Here is an 18,956-nt window from a genome sequence, read left to right on the forward strand (position 1 = left end):
GAACGCGGGTGCGTGCCGCCCGGCTGCCGGTTCACGACCGATCGAACCCCGTCGAGCGGAGCATCATGGAATCCCGTCACGAGACACCCGAGCCGATCCTGTTGCGCGACGTGCGCGACGGCGTCGTCACGCTGCGGCTGAACCGGCCGCAACAGTTCAACGCGTTGTCGGAGGCGATGCTGTCGAGCCTGCAGGACGCGTTCGATTCACTCGCCGCCGATCCGCACGTGCGCTGCGTCGTGCTGGCGGCCGAGGGCAAGGCGTTCTGCGCGGGTCACGACCTGCGCCAGATGCGCGCCAGGCCCGAACTCGATTACTACCGCGCGCTGTTCGCGCAATGCAGCCGCGTGATGCTCGCGATGCGCGCATTGCCGGTGCCGGTGATCGCACGCGTGCACGGCATCGCGACGGCGGCCGGCTGCCAGCTCGTCGCCGCGTGCGATCTCGCCGTCGCAGCCGATACCGCGCGCTTCGCGGTATCCGGAATCAACGTCGGGCTGTTTTGTTCGACGCCTGCCGTCGCATTGAGCCGCAACCTGTCGGCGAAGCGCGCGTTCGACATGCTCGTCACCGGGCGCTTCGTCGATGCGGCGACGGCTGCCGCCTGGGGGCTCGTCAACGAGGCCGTGCCCGAGGATGCGCTCGACGCGGCCGTCGCGCGCAAGGTTGCGGAGATCGTCGCGAAAAGCCCGGCAGCCGTGCGCTACGGCAAGCAGATGTTCTATCGGCAGCGCGAACTGCCGCTCGACGACGCGTACGCGTTCGCGGGCGACGTGATGGCGCGCAACATGATGGAAGAGGACGCCGGCGAGGGAATCGACGCGTTCCTGGAAAAGCGCGCGCCGGTGTGGCGCTCGTAGCACGGCGGCGGGTGGGGTGACCGCCCGTGCGCATTGCCCGCGCGAGCGTCCTTCGCACGTTGCCAAGGCGGGCGCTCTGCCTGTGAAGCAGTTCGCAAGCTGAATCCGAATGGCGAATGCAGGGGACGCACGGCGCCCGCGCCCGCGCCCGCGCCGCGCATCAACGCCCGTAGCTGCCCGTGCGCGGCGCCGGCTGCACCGTCGACGCGCCGGGCGGCGCGATCACGACCGGTACGCGGCGCGCGAGCGCGCACATCAGCTCGTAGCCGATCGTGCCGCTGGCTTGCGCGACGTCGTCGACCTTCACCTGATCGCCCCACAGCTCGACGCTCGCGCCGATGCCCGCGTTCGGGCACGGCGTGAGATCGACGGTCAGCATGTCCATCGACACGCGGCCGACGACGCGCGTCATCACGCCGTCCACCGCGATCGGCGTGCCGGTCGGCGCGTGGCGCGGATAACCGTCCGCGTAGCCGCACGCGACGACGCCGATGCGCATCGGCTGGTCGGCGGTGAAGCGGCGGCCGTAACCGACCGTTTCCCCCGGCGCGAGCGTCTGCACGCCGATGATCTTGCTCGTCAGCGTCATCGCGGCGATCAGCGGCGTGTCGGCGATGTGCCGCGACGCGCCGGTCGGCGACGCGCCATACAGGATCGTGCCGGGCCGCACCCAGTCGCGATGCGCGTGCGGATGCCACAGCACGGCCGCGGAATTCGATACCGAACGTTCGCCCGGAATCCCGGCCGTGGCCGCGTCGAACTGCTCGAGCTGCCAGTCGGCTTCGCCTTCGTCGGCATTCGCGAAATGCATCATCAGCGTGATCTTGCCGATCGACGGCGCGGCCGCCGCGCGCTCCCACGCGGCGCGGAATGCGTCGGGCCGGTAGCCGAGCCGGTTCATCCCGGAGTTCATCTTCAGCTGGATGTCGATCGGCTGGCGCGGCTTCGCGGCGATCAGCAGGTCGAGTTGCTCGTCGCAATGCACGGTGACCGTCAGCCGATGGCGATCGGCCAGGTCGACGTCGGCCGGCTCGAAGATCCCTTCGAGCAGCAGCACCGGCTTGTCCCAGCCGAGCTCGCGCACGCGCACGGCTTCGTCGAGATCGAGCAGCGCGATGCCGTCGGCGGCTGCGAGGCCCGGATAGATCCGCTCGATCCCGTGACCGTACGCGTCGGCCTTGACCACGGCCCACACGCGAGATCGCGCGGCAGTGCGGCGGATGAAATCGAGGTTGTGGCGGACGGCGTCGGGACGGATATGGGCGACGATGGGACGGGGCATGAGCGGGCTCGTGTCGAAAGTCGTTCGGTGCGCGCAGTGGCGCGGCGCGGATAAGCAGGCTGGCGCGGCAACACGCCGAGCCAGTGTTGAGCGCTATCTTATTGGTGTTCGACCAGTTTTAATTAACGTATTTGTCGGCGATTTGGTGGAAATTTTTGTGCCGCCGGCATGCCGTCACGGCGTCCGGCAGGGTGTCCGGCCGAGTCTCCCGTCTAGAAAACCGGTACGCGATCAGCACGGCGCGATGCTAAGCTCTGCGCGACCATGTCATTGATCGATGTAATCATAAAGGAGGAGACTTTGATGACGACGTCCCAGATGTGCCTGTTCATCGTGGCGCTGTTGCCGTTCCCGATGACGTTCCTGGCCAAGGCTCGCAAGGGCTACGACAACCACGCGCCGCGCGAGTATCTGGCGCGGCTCGAAGGCTGGCGCGCGCGGGCGCAGGCCGCGCACCAGAATGCGTGGGAAGCGCTGGCGCTGTTTACGGCCGCGTTGATCGTCGCATGGCACAACGGCGCGAATGCACACCACGTCGATCAGCTTGCGATGGCTTTCGTCGCGATTCGCGTCGTCTATGCGCTGATGTACGTGCTGAACTGGGCGGCGCTGCGCTCGCTCGTGTGGTTCGCGGGGATGGCGTGTGTCGTCGCGTTGTTCTTCGCCGCGCCGTGACGGGAGGATGAACGGAGAGCGCCCGCGCGGCCTTCGGGCGCGGCTTCGCTACGCACCGCCCGCGCCGCGCGCGTGGCTGTCGTTGGATGCGGGCGCAACGATCTTCGCGAGCTGGAGCGGCGGTGCATCGGCCTCGCGGCGCAGGAACGCGATCAATGGATCGAGCAGCCGGTGTCGCGCCGACGGATTGCGGCGCAGCACCAGCCGCCAGGACGCCTCGCGCATGAGGCCCGGCACCAGCGGCACGAGGCGGCCGCTGCGCAGTTCGGGCTCGATCAGCGGCACGCGTCCGAGCGCGATGCCCGCGCCGCCCACCGCCGCGCCGATCACCTGACTGAAACTGCTGTAGCGGACGATCTTCGTTTCGAAGTCGTCCGGCAGCCCGAAGTGCACGGCCCAGTTGCGCCAGTCGATTTCGGGGCAGTCGTCGTGCATCTCCTGCAGCAGCCGCGAGCGGCATACGTACCCCGATGCGTGCGGATACAGTTCGGGACTGCAGACGGGAAAGACGGTTTCGCGCATCAACACGTCGTCGTCGTCGCGCAGCCGGTGCGCGGGTACGTGCACGATCGCGAGATCGACGCCGCTGCGCGCGAAATCCGGTTCGTCGTCGACTACGACAGCATGCAGCGGCGTTTCGGGATGCAGCGACGAAAATTCCGCGAGGCGGCGCGCGAGCCACATCGACGAAAACGGCGCGTTCGCGGACACCGTCAGCCGTTGCGCGGTGGTGCCGCGAATCTTGTCGCACGCGTCGGTCAGCTTCGACAGCGCATCGCTGACGGCGGGCAGCAGGCGGGCGCCGGCTTGCGTGAGGCCGATGCCGCCGAGGCCGGCGCTGCGTTCGAGCAGGCGGGCACCCAGCGATTCCTCGAGCGCGCGGATCTGGTGACTGATGGCGCTCGTCGACACGTTCAGCTCGGACGCCGCGCGCGCGAACCCGCCGAGGCGGACGGCCGCCTCGAAAGCACGCAGCGCGCTGAGGGGAGGAAGGTGCGACATGCGGGGTATTGTAGTTGACTCAACACCCGTTGAAAAATCATCTTTTGCCGCGCGCCGGGGGCGCGGGTAGCCTTGGTCCGGTCAATCGAACCGTCACGAAAAAACCGACCGGAGGCTTCATGTATTTCGACCGACGACTATGGGCGATGATGGCCGGACTGCGCTGGCGGGTTGGCGTCGCGGTCGCGCTCGGGCTGCTCGCGATGTGTGTCGGCATCCTGCGTTTCGTGTTTCTCGGCCGCGTGCTGGCGCTCGTCTTTGCCGGTGCGTCGGCGCGCGATATTGCCGGTGCGGTCGCTGCAACGGCGGCCTGCGTGCTGCTGCGCGCATGGCTCGACCATCGCCGCACGGTGCTCGCGCAACACACGGCCGGGCGCATGCAGGCCGTGCTGCGCGCGCGGCTGTTCGACCGGATCGCCACGCTCGGTCCCGCATGGTTCAGCGGCGAGCGCACGGGCGGCGTGATGCTGGCCGTCGTCGACGGCGTCGAGCAGCTGCAGACCTTCTTCGGCGTCTATCTGCCGCAGCTCGTGATCGCCGCGTGCGCGCCGGTCATGATCTTCGCGGTACTCGCATGGTGGGACGTGCCGACGGCCGCGATCCTGCTGGTCGCGGCGCTCGTCACGCTCGCGCTGCCGCAACTCGTGCATCGCGCCGACCGGCGCGCGGCACTGGCACGCTCGGCCGCGTTCAAGGCATTCGGCGAGGAGTTTCTCGACGCGGTGCAGGGCCTGCCGACGCTGAAGGCATTCGGGCAGAGCGGTGCGTTCGGCGCGAAGCTGGCAGCAAAGGCGCGCGCGCTGTCGGACAGCACGTTCTGGGTGCTCGCGCTCGGGCTGCTGACGCGGCTCTTCACCGATCTCGGCACCGGCCTCGGCGCGGCGGCGGCGATCGCGGTCGGCGCATGGCGCGTGCGCCACGGCGACATGAGTCTCGAGGCGCTGCTGATCGTGCTGATGGCCGGCAGCGAAATCTTCCGGCCGTTGCGCGACCTGCGCGGCGTGCTGCACCAAGGGATGACCGGCCAGTCGGCGGCGCACGCGATTCATGCGCTGCTCGACGCGGGCGACGACGCGCCGGCCGCAGCCGCGCCGCGTGTGCCGGACGTGCGGCCGGAGATCGTGTTCGACGGCGTGAGCTTCGCCTATCCGGGGCGTCGCGCGCACGCGCATGCGGCGCTGCACTTCGCGGTGCGCGAAGGCGAGACGGTCGCGATCGTCGGCCCGAGCGGCGCGGGCAAGTCGACCATCGTGCGCCTGCTGCTGCGCCAGCACGATGCGCAGGGCGGTGCGATCCGGATCGGCGGCCACGACGTGCGCACGCTCGATGCCGGCCAGGTGCGCGAGATGATCGCGGTGGTCGCGCAGGACGCGACGCTGTTCGACGGCAGCGTCGCCGACAACTTGCGGCTTGGTCGTCCCGATGCGAGCGACGCCGACATGATCGCGGCCGCGCGTGCCGCCAACGCGCACGATTTCATCTCGGCGCTGCCCGACGGCTATGCGACGCGCATCGGCGAACGCGGTCTGATGCTGTCGGGCGGTCAGCGCCAGCGGATCGCGATCGCCCGTGCGCTGTTGCGCGACGCGCCGATCCTGGTGCTCGACGAAGCGCTGTCGTCCGTGGATGCGGAGAACGAGGCGCTGATCCAGCAGGCGCTCGACCGGCTCACGCGCGGGCGTACGACGCTCGTGCTCGCGCACCGGCTATCCAGCGTGATCGGCGCCGACCGCATCCTCGTGCTCGACCATGGGCGGGTGGTCGACGAGGGCACGCATGCCGAACTGATCGCGCGCGACGGCCCGTATCGGGACCTGATGGGGCCGCAGCTGGAGGCTGCCGCCGAAGCCGTCGGCATGACAGCGACCGCCGGCGGCGCGGGCGCACGTGCCGCGTCGGGCCCGCAGGTCAGGCCGCTGAACGACGACGCGGCGACGATCGGCTGGCCCGAAACGTTGCGAACGCTGCTGCGCTTCGTCAGTCCGTGGAAGGGCAAGGTCGTGCTGACCGTGCTGTTCGGCATCGGCCGCGTGCTCGCGTTCATCGGCGTCGGCGTAATCGGCGCGCTGGTGGTCGGCGGCGTGTCGGCCGGACACGCGAGCGGCACGCTCGTCGCGGCGCTGCTCGTCGTCGCGCCGGTCGCGGCCGTGCTGCACTGGCTCGAATCGTGGCTTGCGCACGACATGGCCTACAGGCTGCTCGCCGAAATGCGCATTGCGCTGTTCGCGACGCTCGAACGGCTCGCGCCGGCCGGGCTGCTGCGTCGCCGTTCGGGCGATCTGGTCGCGCTCGCGACGCAGGACGTCGAGACCGTCGAGTACTTCTACGCACATACGGTCGCGCCGGCGTTCGTCGCGGTGCTGGTGCCGGCCGGCGTGCTGGTGCTGCTCGCGTCGGTCGCGTGGCCGCTCGCGCTGGTGCTGCTGCCGTTCCTGCTGTGGGCCGGGCTCGCGCCCGTGCTGGCGCGGCGCGACGTCGACCGGCTCGGCACCGGCGCGCGCGAGGCGCTCGGCCAGCTCGGCGCGCACCTGACCGAAACGATCCAGGGGCTCGCGGAACTGACCGCGTTCCAGGCGCTCGCGCGGCGGCGTGCCGCATTCGTCGCCGAAGCCGACGCATACCGGCAGCAGCGCGCGAAGCTGCTCGACGACCTGTCGTCGCAGAGCGCCGCGCTCGAAGTCGCGAGCGGGCTCGGCGGGCTGGCCGTCGCGGCGCTCGGCGCGCTGCTGTGCGCGCGCGGCTGGTTCGCGCACGAATCGCTGCCGCTGCTGGTGCTGGTCGCGGTGGCCGCGTTCATGCCGGTGGCCGAGATCGGCCAGGTCGCCCGGCAACTGGCCGACACGATCGCGTCGACGCGGCGGCTGCGCGTGCTCGAGAAGGAGCCGGTGACGGTCGTCGACGGTACGCGCGCGCTGTCCGGCGATGCGACCGTGCGGTTCGAGGAAGCGGGTTTCACGTACCCGGGGCGCAGCGTGCCGGCGCTCGACGGCGTGAGTTTCGAGGTGCCGCCCGGCAGCACGGTCGCGCTGGTGGGGCCATCGGGCGCCGGCAAGTCGACCGTCGCGAGCCTGCTGCTGCGCTTCTGGGATCCGCAGCACGGGCGCGTGACGCTCGGCGGCACCGACCTGCGCGACCTGCGGCTCGACGCGCTGCGCACGCACATCGCGCTCGTCGCGCAGGACACCTACCTGTTCAACGACACGCTCGAAGCGAACATCCGGCTTGCCGCGAGCGATGCGTCGGACGAGGACGTGCAACGCGCGATCGACCAGGCGGCGCTCGGCGAATTCGTCGCGCGTCTGCCGGACGGGCTCGCGACGCGCGTCGGCGAGCGTGGCGTTCAGCTGTCCGGCGGGCAGCGCCAGCGCGTCGCGATCGCGCGCGCATTCCTGAAGGATGCGCCGGTGCTGATCCTGGACGAAGCGACGTCTCATCTCGACACGATCAGCGAGCAGCAGATCCGCGCGGCACTGGACGACCTGATGGCGCAGCGCACGTCGATCATCATCGCGCACCGGCTGTCGACCATCCGCAACGCCGACACGATCCTCGTGATCGAGCACGGCAGGATCATCGAGGCGGGCACGCATGCGGCGCTGATCGCGCGGCAGGGTGCATACGCGCGGCTGGTCTCGCATCAGGCGAGCGGGGTGGCTGCGTGAGCGACGCTGCTTCGACGCCGTGCCGAGCGACGGTGTCGCGCGCCGTACACGCCGTTCATTGAGCCGCGCCGGCGACGGCCGGCATCACGATCGTCGCAGCGTCGGCGCGCATGAGGTCTTGTGTTCGCGCCGAATTGCTGCGCGTGCGCGCCCGTCCGTTCACGCAGCCGCGCGCACCATCGTCGTCGTGGCACGGCCGGCCTGGCGACACGTCCGCCCGCCGCGGCGGCGCGCATTCCCCGCCTCCGCGCCAGTGCGCGTTCGCGCGACGCAATCCCGCCCGGACATGCCCGCAGCGCCTGTCGCACGGCCGTTCGCGCACGACTTTCCTCCGATCAATCCCGCCCGTGCGGCCCGGGTTTGTCTCGATGCATTTTCCTGTTGAGCATTTTTTTGTTGTCGTAGTATCCGTGTTGACAACACTTGTTGCACTACGGTTTAATTCAACATCGCATGTTGCGGTGCGGCTTGATGTCGTCGTTCCCCGGCCAGCCGGCCGGTTACATCGCTCAACCATGCGGAGAAAAGTCATGAGTCGCCGTTCCTTCCTGAAAGCCGTCGCGGTGGTCGCCGCGCTCGGCGCCAGCATCGCGCACGCGGATACCAAGACGCTCGTCGTCGGCACCGATACCTCCTTCATGCCGTTCGAGTTCAAGCAGGGCGACAAGTACGTCGGCTTCGATCTCGATCTGTGGGCGGAGATCGCAAAGGACCAGGGCTGGAAGTACACGATTCAGCCGATGGACTTCGCGGGCCTGATCCCGGCGCTGCAGACGCAGAACATCGACGTCGCGCTGTCGGGGATGACCATCAAGGAGGAGCGGAAGAAGGCGATCGACTTCTCCGCGCCGTACTACGACAGCGGCCTCGCGGCGATGGTGCAGACGGACAACACGACAATCAAATCGATCGACGACCTGAACGGCAAGGTCATCGCCGCGAAGACGGGCACCGCGACGATCGACTGGATCAAGGCGCACCTGAAGCCCAAGGAGATCCGCCAGTTCCCGAACATCGACCAGGCCTATCTCGCGCTCGAGGCCGGCCGCGTCGACGCGGCGATGCACGACACGCCAAACGTGCTGTTCTTCGTGAACAACGAGGGCAAGGGCAAGGTGAAGGTCGCGGGCCAGCCGGTCAGCGGCGACAGGTACGGGATCGGCTTTCCGAAGGGCAGCGCGCTCGTGCCGAAGGTCAACGCGTCGCTCGTGAAGATCCGGGCTGACGGCCGCTACGCGCAGATCTACAAGAAGTGGTTCGGCGCCGAGCCGCCGAAGATGTGAGCGTGACGGCGCAACATGGCGCGGCCGCGCGGCCGCGCCGGTCTTGAATCGGACGGGGAGCGATACGTGAATTTCGATTGGTCGGCGATCTGGGCGGCGCTGCCGGACCTGATGGGCGGGGTCCGGTTGACGGTGTTCATCGCATTTTTCGGGCTGGCGGGCGGATTCGTCGTCGGGATGATCGCGGGCATGTTCCGCGCATACGGACCGAAGGCAATGAATGTGCTCGCACAGGTTTATATTGAATTGATTCGCGGCACGCCGATCGTCGTGCAGGTGATGTTCCTGTACTTCGCGTTGCCGCTGCTCGCGCATATCCGGATCGACGGCCTGACGGCCGCGATCATCGCGATCACGGTGAATTCGGGCGCGTATCTCGCGGAAGTGGTGCGCGGCGCGTTGTTGTCGATTCCTAAGGGACTGACGGAAGCGGGGCTCGCGATGGGCCTGTCGATGCCGCGCGTGCTGCTGAAGGTGGTCGGGCCGCTCGCGTTCCGGCGCCTGATTCCGCCGCTCGGCAACCAGTGCATCGTGAGCCTCAAGGACACGTCGCTGTTCATCGTGATCGGTGTCGGCGAACTGACGCGCAAGGGGCAGGAAATCATTGCCGGCAATTTCCAGGCGGTGGAAATCTGGACCGCGGTGGCGGTCATTTACCTGATGCTGACCGGCGCGATGACGCTGACGCTTCGGCTCGTCGAAAAGAGGATGCGGATCTTATGAGCATGATCGAATTCCAGAACGTGTCGAAGAACTTCGGCCATGTGCCGGTGCTGAAGCATATCGACCTGAAGATCGATGCGGGCGAAGTGGTCGTCGTGATCGGTCCGTCGGGCTCCGGCAAGTCGACGATGTTGCGCTGTATCAACGCACTGGAGAAAATCACGAGCGGCGAGTTGCTGGTCGACGGCCAGAGCGTGCGCGGCAACGCATCGACGATCCGCAACATCCGGCTCGAAGCCGGCATGGTGTTCCAGCAGTTCAACCTGTTTCCGCAAATGACCGCGCTCGAGAACGTGATGTTCGGGCCGATCCAGGTACGCGGCGCATCGCGTGCCGACGCGCGCGACCAGGCGATGGCACTGCTCGACAAGGTCGGCCTCGAATCGCGCGCGAATCATTACCCGTCGGAACTGTCGGGCGGCCAGCAGCAGCGCGTCGCGATCGCGCGCGCGCTCGCGATCCGGCCGCGGCTGATGCTGTTCGACGAACCGACGTCGGCGCTCGATCCGGAATTGCGCCACGAAGTGCTGAAAGTGATGCAGGATCTCGCGACCGAAGGGATGACGATGATCGTCGTCACGCACGAGATCGGCTTCGCGAAGCGGGTCGGCACGCGATTGCTGTTCATGGATCAGGGCGGCATCGCCGAGGACGGCCATCCGGTCGACCTGATCGACCGGCCGCCGACACCGCGCCTGAAGGAATTCCTGAAACACGTGTCCTGAACGAAACCGAATCATCCGACATGCCGCTTTCCCTTTCTCCCGTCATCGCCGGCACGCCGTTCGACATCGGCGTGCGCCTCGGCGAGCTTGCCCGCCCCGTGTTCGACGCATACATGCAGCAGAGCCGCGCATGGCACGCCGTGCGCCGCTGGCGCGGCCATCCGTTCGTCGCCGCGCTGCGGCAGGCCGCGCTGGCTGCGTATCCCGAGCTCGTCGCGGAACTCGACGGGATCGCGGCGGGCATCGGCTGGCCGGCCGACGACATTTTCCTGTGGAACTGCCGTGGCGAACTGATCCATCACGCGCCGGACGGCTGCACGACGCTCGCCGGGCGCGACGCGCATGGCACGCGCTGGATTGCGCACAACGAGGACGGCGATCCGTACCTGCGCGAGCGCTGCCTGCTGGTCGACGTGCAGCCGCACGGCAAGCCGGGCTTCATCAGCTTCTATTACCCGGGATCGCTGCCCGGGCATACGTTCGCCGCGAACCGCGCGGGCATCGCGCAGGCGATCAACAACCTGCGCATCCGCACGCCGGCGGCCGGCGTGCCGCGGATGATCCTCGCGCGCGCCGTGCTCGACGCGACGTCGCTCGATGCGGCCGCCGACGTGCTGCGCACGCATGCACGCGCGAGCGGCTTCCACCACACGCTCGGCGCGACCGGCGATACGCGGCTCCTGAGCATCGAGGCGAGCGTCGCGCGCTGCTCGATCGTCGACGTTGCGCGTCTTGCCGGTCATGCGAATCATCTCGTGCATCCGGGGTGCGAGCCGGAAGCGCAGATCGTCACGCAATCGTCCGCCGACCGCCAGCGGCGCGTCGATGCGCTGACGCCGGGCATCGATGCGATCGACGAGGCCGCGCTGCTGCGCGTGCTCGGCGACCGAGCACCCGAAGGGCTGCCGATCCATCGCGACGATCCGGCCGACCCCGACGACGAAAACACGCTGGCGACCGCCATATTCGCGATTCGCGACACCGCGATCGACTTCACCATTCACCAGCACGGCACGCAGTGCTTCGCGACGCGCGTCGTGCCGTCCGCGCCCGGCGCGTTCTGATTCATGAGGCAACGCATGACGACCGTTTTTCATCGCGCTCCGCGCGTCACCTTGCCCGTCGCCGTCGCAGGCGACGGCATCGAGATCATCGATTCGACCGGAAAACGCTATATCGACGCGTGCGGCGGCGCGGCCGTGTCGTGCCTCGGCCACAGCAACCAGCGCGTGATCGATGCGATCAAGCGACAGGCACAGCAACTGCCGTACGCGCATACGTCGTTCTTCACGACGGACGTGGCCGAGGAACTGGCCGACCGGCTCGTGGAGGCCGCGCCGGCCGGTCTCGAACACGTGTATTTCGTATCGGGCGGATCCGAGGCGATCGAAGCCGCGTTGAAGCTCGCGCGCCAGTATTTCGTCGAGAAGGGCGAGCCGCAGCGCCGCCATTTCATCGCACGTCGCCAGAGCTATCACGGCAACACGCTCGGCGCGCTCGCGATCGGCGGCAACGCATGGCGGCGCGAGCCGTTCCTGCCGCTGCTGATCGAAGCGCACCATGTGAGCCCGTGCTATGCGTATCGCGACCAGCAGGCGGGCGAGACCGACGAAGCCTATGCGCAGCGCCTCGCCGACGAGCTGGAACGCAAGATCGTCGAACTCGGCGCGGAGAACGTCGCGGCATTCGTCGCGGAAACGGTGGTCGGCGCGACGGCCGGCGCGGTGCCGCCGGTGCGCACCTACCTGAAGAAGATTCGCGCGGTGTGCGACAAGTACGGCGTGCTGCTGATCCTCGACGAAATCATGTCGGGGATGGGCCGCACCGGTTATCTGTTCGCGTGCGACGAAGACGGCGTCGCGCCCGATTTGCTGACGATCGCGAAAGGGCTCGGCGCCGGGTACCAGCCGATCGGCGCGACGCTGGTGAGCGACCGGATCTACCGGACGATCGTCGACGGCTCGGGCTTCTTCCAGCACGGCCACACGTATCTCGGTCATGCGACGGCCTGCGCGGCCGCGCTCGAAGTGCAACGCGTGATCGCCGAAGAGAAGCTGCTCGACAACGTGAAGGCGCGCGGCGAGCAACTGCGTGCGACGCTGCGCGATCGTTACGGCGCGCACCCGCATGTCGGCGACGTACGCGGCCGCGGGTTGTTCGTCGGCGTCGAACTCGTGCGCGATCGCGACAGCAAGGCGACGTTCGACCCCGCGCTGAAGCTGCATGCGGCGGTCAAGCGCGAAGCGATGCAGCGCGGCCTGATGGTTTATCCGATGGGCGGCACGATCGACGGCGTGCATGGCGATCACATCCTGGTCGCACCGCCGTTCGTCTGCACCGCGCAGCAGATCGACACGATCGTCGAACGGCTGTCTGGTGCGATCGATGCGGCGCTGGCATCGGCCGGCGCATGACCGCAGCCCGTAACCTCATCACATCCTGACCATGACCGACAGACTGCCTCCCTTCGATCCCGCATCGGCCACCGACGAGCAGAAGGCCGTGCTCGCCGACATTCTCAGCGGCCCGCGCGGCAACCTGAACGGGCCGTTCCTCGGCTGGATCGCGAGTCCCGAGCTCGCGCAGCACGCCCAGCGGCTCGGCGCGTTCTGCCGCTACCGCACGGGTTTGCCGCTGCGCCTGTCGGAGCTCGCGATTCTCGTGACGGCCGCGCGCTGGCGCTCGCAGGCCGAGTGGCACATCCATCATCCGATCGCGCTCGATGCCGGTGTGCCGGCCGCGACGGCCGACGCGATCCGTCGTGGCGTCGTGCCGGCGTTCGAATCGGACGACGATGCGCTGATCCATGCGTTCGCGACGGAGCTGTACGACACGCGGCGCGTGAGCGATGCGACGTTCGCGCGTGCGCGGGCGCGTTTCGGCCACGAAACCGTCGTGAACCTCGTCGCGCTGCTCGGCTACTACGCGCTCGTGGCGATGACGCTCAACACGTTCGGTATGCGCGCGGACGGACAAACTGATTTGCCGTTTCCGGAATAATCGCCGCTTGCGCGTGCGTCGAACGCTTGCCGCGCGCGCGGCCCGATTGCGCTGAAAAGCCCGCGTGCAAGGGCTTTTCGGCGTTTCGACACAGGTTGAGCGCGATGTGTTGGCCGACTTGCGCACGCGCATCGCGCCGCTTGCCCTTCAGCGCAAGAATTTTTCCCCGTACCTAGAATTCCGTAAAACAACTTACGGGGGAAATATCGATGCGCTGGGTCCTGTTGTTCGTGTTCATTGCGTGTGTCGTTCATACGCACCGGCGCGGCAAGATTCGGCACAGGTTGTTCAGGCAACTATCGGACCACTCGACCTTCACCGCGCCGCTGAACTGCTTTTCCTACGCGTTCTCGGCGGTGCCGACCACGCCGTTTCTCGACACGCGGCACTTTCCCGAGCTTGCGGTGCTGCAGCGCGAATGGCGAACCTTTCGCGAGGAAGCGCTCGCGTTGCGCGATGCGAGCCGCATCAAGGCGTCCGGCGAATACAACGACATCGGCTTCAATTCGTTCTTTCGCAACGGCTGGAAGCGCTTCTATCTGAAGTGGTACGACGCGCCGCATCCGTCGGCAAAGGCGTTGTGTCCGCGCACGGTCGAGATCCTGTCGCGGATTCCGTCGATCAAGGCCGCGATGTTCGCGCAGCTGCCGCCGGGCGGCAAGCTCGGGCTGCATCGCGATCCGTATGCGGGCTCGTTGCGCTATCACCTCGGGCTCGATACGCCGAACGACGATGCGTGCCGGATCGTCGTCGACGGCGAGTCGTATGCATGGCGCGACGGCGAGGCCGTGATGTTCGACGAGACCTACCTGCACTGGGCGGAGAATCGTACGGAGCACGATCGCGTGATCCTGTTCTGCGACATCGACCGGCCGATGAAATATCGGTGGGCGCAATGCCTCAACGACGCGTTCGGGCACCTGTTGATGCGCGCGGCCGCGTCGCCGAACGAGACGGGCGACCGCACGGGCGGGCTCAATCGCGCGTTCAAGTACCTGTATGCGATTCGCCGCGCCGGCAAGCGGCTGAAGGCGTGGAACCGCACGGTGTATTACGTCGTCAAGTGGGCGCTGTTCGGTGCAATCGCGGTGGCGATCTTCTGTATCTGACGGATCGGCGTCAGGCGGCGCCGAATCGTCTGACGATACGGCGGCGCGGTGTCGGAAGCGCTCCGCGCTCGGGGTCGACGTCAATGAAACGAATTGTATTCGTGCGGGATCAGCCGCGATCGCGCGCGTATGATGGCTTGTTCACGTCGATAAGATCGGTGAGCAAGCATGACGAGTACCCGTAAAACATTGATGATCGCAGGCGGCCTGCTGGTTGCCGCGGCTGGCACCGGCTACGTGATGCTCCTGCGGGCGGACCACCGCGCGATCGCGGAGGCCGGCATCGGCGACGCCGCGGCACCTGCCGCCGCCGTGACGGCGGCGAACGACGGCCACACCGCGCAAGGCACGATCGCGCCGCCTGCGGCGGTCGCCGTGCCGTCCACGCATGTTGACAGAGCCGTGCCGCAACAAGCGGCTCCGGCACGCACGAGCGGGGCGCCGGCCTCCGCTGCCGTCGCGCCGGTGATCGCCGCGCAGGCGCCGCCGGCGAAGCCGAGTGCGCCGCTGCCGACCGTGCATGTCGTCACGGTGGAGCCGGAGGATGCGACCCCGAAGCAGGCCCGGCCCGCCCAGCCGGTAAAGGCACCAGCACAAGCGGCGCAATCCGTGCAGACGGCACCGCCGGTCCAGGCGGCGCAGGCAACCGGGCCGAGTCCGCTCGCGGAGCAGCCGACGAGGCGCGCGGCGCGCAAGCGCGACGGCCTCGAGCGGCATGCGGCCGCGGCACCCGCGATGAAAGCCGAAACACCGGAAACCGCGGCGCTCGTGCGCGAATCGGCAAAGCTCGACCCGTCATTGCCGCCGCCTCGCTACGTGCCCACGCAGATGGCGACGCCGGGCGCCGATCGGCCGCGCACGTCGACGGGCGCGAATCCGGTCGCCGCAGCGATGACCGATCAGCTGGTCAGGCAGTCGAGCAGCTTCAAGGCAGCCACACCGGCGAACGCCGAGTCCGGCGCGGCGCAGTGAGGACGGCGCGGCCGGCCGCACGCTGCGCCGCGCGACGCTGGATGAAAAAGGGCCCCGCACGCCGACCAGGGCATGCAGGGCCAAGAGAGACGAACCGGTGCGGTGCGTCGCGCGTTACGCGGCGATCGCTTCTTCGGCCTGCGGCGCGTCGGCGGTAGCCGGCGTTGCGTCTTGCCGGATCAGGTGATCGAATGCGCCGAGCGACGCCTTCGCACCTTCGCCCACGGCGATCACGATCTGCTTGAACGGCACCGTCGTCACGTCGCCGGCCGCGAACACGCCCGGAACCGATGTCGCACCGCGCGCATCGACGACGATCTCGCCGTGCTTCGACAGTTCGATCGTGCCCTTCAGCCATTCGGTGTTCGGCACGAGGCCGATCTGCACGAACACGCCTTCGAGATCGACGCGCTTCGTTTCACCCGAGCGCAGATCCTTGTAGACGAGCCCGTTCAGCTTGCTGCCGTCGCCGGTCAGCTCGGTCGTCTGCGCCTGCGTGACGATCGTCACGTTCGGCAGGCTGCGCAGCTTGCGCTGCAGCACTTCGTCCGCGCGCAGTTGCGCGCCGTATTCGAGCAGCGTGACTTCCTTCACGATGCCGGCCAGGTCGATCGCGGCCTCGACGCCCGAGTTGCCGCCGCCGACCACCGCGACGCGCTTGCCCTTGAACAACGGGCCGTCGCAGTGCGGGCAGTATGCGACACCGCGGTTGCGGTATTCGCGCTCGCCCGGCACGTTGATTTCGCGCCAGCGCGCGCCGGTCGCGAGAATGATCGTCTTCGCCTTCAGCACCGCGCCGTTCGCGAGGCGGATCTGGTGCACGTCGCCGGGAATCAGCGCGTCGGCTCGCTGCACGTCCATGATGTCGACGTCGTACTGCTTCACGTGCTGTTCGAGCGCGGTGGCGAACTTCGGCCCCTCGGTTTCCTGCACCGACACGAAGTTCTCGATCGCCATCGTGTCGAGCACCTGGCCGCCGAAACGCTCGGCGACGACGCCCGTCGCGATGCCCTTGCGCGCCGAATAGATCGCGGCGGCCGCACCCGCCGGGCCGCCGCCGACGATCAGCGTGTCGAATACCGGCTTGTTCTCGAGCGACTTCGCGGCACGGGCGCTGGCGCCCGTGTCGAGCTTCGCGAGGATTTCCTTCACGCTGCTGCGGCCCTGGCCGAACGATTCGCCGTTGAGGAACATCGTCGGCACGGCCATGATCTGGCGTGCGTCGACTTCGTTCTGAAACAATGCGCCGTCGATCGCGACGTGGCGGATGCGCGGGTTGACCAGCGACATCACGTTCAGCGCCTGCACGACTTCCGGGCAGTTCTGGCACGACAGAGAGAAGTACGTCTCGAACGCGTAGTCGCCGTCGAGCGCGCGAATCTGTTCGATCACGTCGTCGTCGAGCTTGAGCGGGTGGCCGCCGGTCTGCAACAGCGCGAGCACGAGCGACGTGAGTTCATGGCCCATCGGAATGCCGGCGAAGCGGATGCCGGCCGGCTTGCCGGGTTCGCCGATCGAGAACGACGGCTTGCGCTCGGCGTCGTCGCGGCGCTCGATCACGGTCACGTGCGACGTCAGCGACGCAATCTCGTTGAGCAGCGCAAGCAGTTCCTGCGATTTCGCGCTGTCGTCGAGCGACGCGACGAGTTCGACCGGGCGCGTGATCTTTTCGAGGTACGCTTTCAGTTGGTTCTTGAGATTGGCGTCGAGCATGGCGTTTCGGATTCCGTATTGATGATGCTGGTCGGGCACGTCGTGCCGGAGAAGGGCGCGGGCCGCACGAGGCGGCCCGCATTCGCGTGACGCGCGCGCCTCGTGCGAGGCGCACGGCGCGATGGTCAGATCTTGCCGATCAGGTCGAGCGACGGGGTCAGCGTTTCCGCACCCGGCGTCCACTTGGCCGGGCACACTTCACCCGGGTGCGCCGCGATGTATTGCGCAGCCTGCACCTTGCGCAGCAGTTCGCCTGCGTCGCGGCCGATGCCGTTGTCATGGATTTCGCACAGCTTGATCTCGCCTTCCGGGTTGATCACGAACGTGCCGCGCAGTGCCATCCCTTCTTCCTCGATCAGCACGTCGAAGTTGCGCGACAGCGTGAGCGTCGGGTCGCCGATCATCGGGTACTTGATCTTGCCGATCGTGTCCGACGTGTCGTGCCATGCCTTGTGCGTGAAGTGCGTGTCGGTCGACACGCCGTAGATTTCGACACCCAGCTTCTGGAATTCCGCATAGCGATCGGCGAGGTCGCCGAGCTCGGTCGGGCAGACGAACGTGAAGTCGGCCGGGTAGAACACGACGACGGACCACTTGCCCTTGAAGTTCTCTTCGGTCACGGGCACGAAATCGCCGTTGTGGTATGCGGTTGCCTTGAACGGTTTGATTTGGGTGTTGATGATCGGCATCTTGCGAGTTCCTTTGCTTGGGTGTTGATGAAGTGTTGCCAGTATCCGGGTTCACCCTCGGCTTGTGAAATTGCTTGTTTCAATCCGCGGCATCGGGAATTCCTATCTGCTTCCGGCCCCCGTCGCGGCGGGGCGTACGGCCGACCCGTGCCATCCGGGCCAGGCCTTCCGGCGGATTCCGGCCAGCCGGCGCTTCTGACACATTGAGCGTGCGGATGGACGCGGCGACGCGCTCCGCGCAAGGGCCCGGCAACCGTTCTGGCACGAACGGCTGCGCGGTCGTCGGACACTCTCCGTTCCATTGCCGCCATGAACTTCTTTTCCGGACGCGCGATCCGCGCGCTGCTTGCGTGGTTTCGCGAGATCGACCGCAAGCGGCGATGCCTGCATGGGCTGTTGCGCGCTGCGGCCTGCGTCGTCGTGACCGTTTCCTGTGCCGCGCCGGCGCTCGCCGTCGATGACTGCGCGCCGGCCGTGCCCGCCACCACATCGACCGGGCTCGTGCAGATGCCCGATGGCCGGCTGCTCGCGCCCGAGTTCGCCCGCATCGTCTCGCGCGGCACGCTCGTCGTCGCGGTGCTCGGCGTCGATCAGCCGCCGTTCTTCATGTCGCGCAACGGCGCACTGGCGGGCGTCGACATCGATCTCGCGGACGAACTCGCGAAAAAGCTCGGCGTGTCCGTGCAGTTCGACCGCGATGCACGCACTTTCGACGAGGTCGTTCATCTGCTCGCGACCGGGCGGGCCGACGTCGCGATCAGCAAGCTGTCGCGCACGTTGCCGCGTGCACAGGTGGTCCGCTTCAGCACGCCGTACATCAGCCTGAGGCGTGCGCTGCTGATCAACCGCGTCAGCTTCGCGGAACTCGCGAAAGGGCGCCCGCTGCCGGAAGTCGTGCGCGATTACCGCGGCACGATCGGCGTCGTCGCGGGGTCGGCCTACGCGGAATACGTGCGCAACGACTTTCCCGCCGCGCGGGTGCGCGCCTACCCGAGCTGGCCGGCGACGCTCGATGCGCTCAACGCAGGGGCGGTCACGGCGGTGTATCGCGACGAGCTTGCGGTCAAGGTCGTGATGCAGGACGACCCGACCGCGCCGATCCGCTTGCGCGTCGCGACCTTCGACGATCTCACCGACGCGCTGGCCGTCGGCGTGCCGGTGTCCATGCCGACGCTGCTCGCGTTCGTCAACCAGTTCCTGGCCGAGCGCAACAAGCGGCTCGACGTGAAATCCCTGCTCGATGCGATGGGTCGCTGACATG

Annotated in this window: 16 protein-coding genes; 12 read left to right on the plus strand and 4 right to left on the minus strand. The window is 67.8% G+C overall.

Going from position 1 to position 18,956, the window contains the following annotated elements; translation table 11 throughout:
- The first annotated feature begins 65 nt into the window (after positions 1–65).
- Positions 66–860, plus strand: coding sequence for an enoyl-CoA hydratase (locus tag WS51_RS03690; protein WP_069228612.1), 795 nt, complete (start codon positions 66–68; stop codon positions 858–860).
- Positions 861–1,020: 160 nt separating this feature from the next.
- Here WS51_RS03690 and alr read toward each other — a convergent pair whose 3' ends face one another.
- On the minus strand, positions 1,021–2,142 hold the full coding sequence (gene alr, locus WS51_RS03695; RefSeq protein ID WP_059869453.1) for an alanine racemase: 1,122 nt from the start codon (positions 2,140–2,142) through the stop codon (positions 1,021–1,023).
- Positions 2,143–2,445: 303 nt separating this feature from the next.
- Here alr and WS51_RS03700 point away from each other — a divergent pair, with 303 nt between their 5' ends.
- Complete coding sequence (locus WS51_RS03700; protein ID WP_059450637.1) at positions 2,446–2,817, plus strand: MAPEG family protein; 372 nt, start codon at positions 2,446–2,448, stop codon at positions 2,815–2,817.
- A 48-nt stretch (positions 2,818–2,865) separates the two neighbouring features.
- On the opposite strand, the gene WS51_RS03705 is transcribed toward WS51_RS03700, so the two are convergent.
- Positions 2,866–3,819 carry a LysR family transcriptional regulator gene (locus WS51_RS03705; RefSeq protein ID WP_069228613.1) on the minus strand — a complete coding sequence of 318 codons (954 nt, stop codon included), beginning with the start codon at positions 3,817–3,819 and terminating at the stop codon, positions 2,866–2,868.
- Positions 3,820–3,938: 119 nt separating this feature from the next.
- On the opposite strand from WS51_RS03705, the gene WS51_RS03710 reads away from it, so the two are divergent.
- The 9 genes from WS51_RS03710 to WS51_RS03755 all read left to right on the plus strand — a co-directional run bounded on the left by WS51_RS03710 (position 3,939) and on the right by WS51_RS03755 (position 15,293).
- The gene (locus tag WS51_RS03710) at positions 3,939–7,481 is read left to right on the plus strand and encodes an ABC transporter ATP-binding protein/permease (RefSeq protein WP_069228614.1); all 3,543 of its coding nucleotides are present in this window, start codon (positions 3,939–3,941) and stop codon (positions 7,479–7,481) included.
- Positions 7,482–8,011: 530 nt separating this feature from the next.
- The gene (gene glnH, locus WS51_RS03720) at positions 8,012–8,764 is read left to right on the plus strand and encodes a glutamine ABC transporter substrate-binding protein GlnH (protein WP_069228616.1); all 753 of its coding nucleotides are present in this window, start codon (positions 8,012–8,014) and stop codon (positions 8,762–8,764) included.
- A gap of 15 nt (positions 8,765–8,779) precedes the next feature.
- Positions 8,780–9,487 carry a glutamine ABC transporter permease GlnP gene (glnP, locus tag WS51_RS03725; protein WP_208606673.1) on the plus strand — a complete coding sequence of 236 codons (708 nt, stop codon included), beginning with the start codon at positions 8,780–8,782 and terminating at the stop codon, positions 9,485–9,487.
- Positions 9,484–10,212, plus strand: coding sequence for a glutamine ABC transporter ATP-binding protein GlnQ (glnQ, locus tag WS51_RS03730; protein ID WP_059869457.1), 729 nt, complete (start codon positions 9,484–9,486; stop codon positions 10,210–10,212). Before glnP ends, glnQ begins: the two co-directional genes overlap by 4 nt.
- Positions 10,213–10,232: 20 nt before the next feature.
- Positions 10,233–11,276 (plus strand): C45 family autoproteolytic acyltransferase/hydolase, encoded by a 1,044-nt coding sequence (locus tag WS51_RS03735; RefSeq protein WP_060298314.1) that lies wholly within the window; start codon positions 10,233–10,235, stop codon positions 11,274–11,276.
- A 15-nt stretch (positions 11,277–11,291) separates the two neighbouring features.
- Complete coding sequence (locus tag WS51_RS03740; protein ID WP_059540827.1) at positions 11,292–12,626, plus strand: aspartate aminotransferase family protein; 1,335 nt, start codon at positions 11,292–11,294, stop codon at positions 12,624–12,626.
- Between the two features lie 31 nt (positions 12,627–12,657).
- Positions 12,658–13,212, plus strand: a complete 555-nt coding sequence (locus WS51_RS03745) for a carboxymuconolactone decarboxylase family protein (protein ID WP_059450676.1) — start codon at positions 12,658–12,660, stop codon at positions 13,210–13,212.
- Positions 13,213–13,421: 209 nt separating this feature from the next.
- Positions 13,422–14,321 carry a lipid A hydroxylase LpxO gene (gene lpxO / locus WS51_RS03750; protein ID WP_069228618.1) on the plus strand — a complete coding sequence of 300 codons (900 nt, stop codon included), beginning with the start codon at positions 13,422–13,424 and terminating at the stop codon, positions 14,319–14,321.
- A gap of 168 nt (positions 14,322–14,489) precedes the next feature.
- Positions 14,490–15,293: an extensin gene (locus WS51_RS03755; protein ID WP_069228619.1), complete on the plus strand. Its 804-nt coding sequence runs from the start codon at positions 14,490–14,492 to the stop codon at positions 15,291–15,293.
- Between the two features lie 114 nt (positions 15,294–15,407).
- Here the strand turns inward: WS51_RS03755 and ahpF are convergent, their stop codons facing one another.
- Together ahpF and ahpC are read right to left on the minus strand one after the other, a co-directional pair.
- Positions 15,408–17,006 (minus strand): alkyl hydroperoxide reductase subunit F, encoded by a 1,599-nt coding sequence (ahpF, locus tag WS51_RS03760; protein ID WP_069228620.1) that lies wholly within the window; start codon positions 17,004–17,006, stop codon positions 15,408–15,410.
- A 125-nt stretch (positions 17,007–17,131) separates the two neighbouring features.
- Positions 17,132–17,695, minus strand: coding sequence for an alkyl hydroperoxide reductase subunit C (ahpC, locus tag WS51_RS03765; RefSeq protein ID WP_006750178.1), 564 nt, complete (start codon positions 17,693–17,695; stop codon positions 17,132–17,134).
- Positions 17,696–18,004: 309 nt separating this feature from the next.
- On the opposite strand from ahpC, the gene WS51_RS03770 reads away from it, so the two are divergent.
- Positions 18,005–18,952, plus strand: a complete 948-nt coding sequence (locus WS51_RS03770; protein WP_069228621.1) for an ABC transporter substrate-binding protein — start codon at positions 18,005–18,007, stop codon at positions 18,950–18,952.
- Positions 18,953–18,956: the final 4 nt, after the last annotated feature.

Origin of the sequence: Burkholderia territorii (assembly GCF_001718335.1) — a bacterium.
Lineage (GTDB): Bacteria > Pseudomonadota > Gammaproteobacteria > Burkholderiales > Burkholderiaceae > Burkholderia > Burkholderia territorii.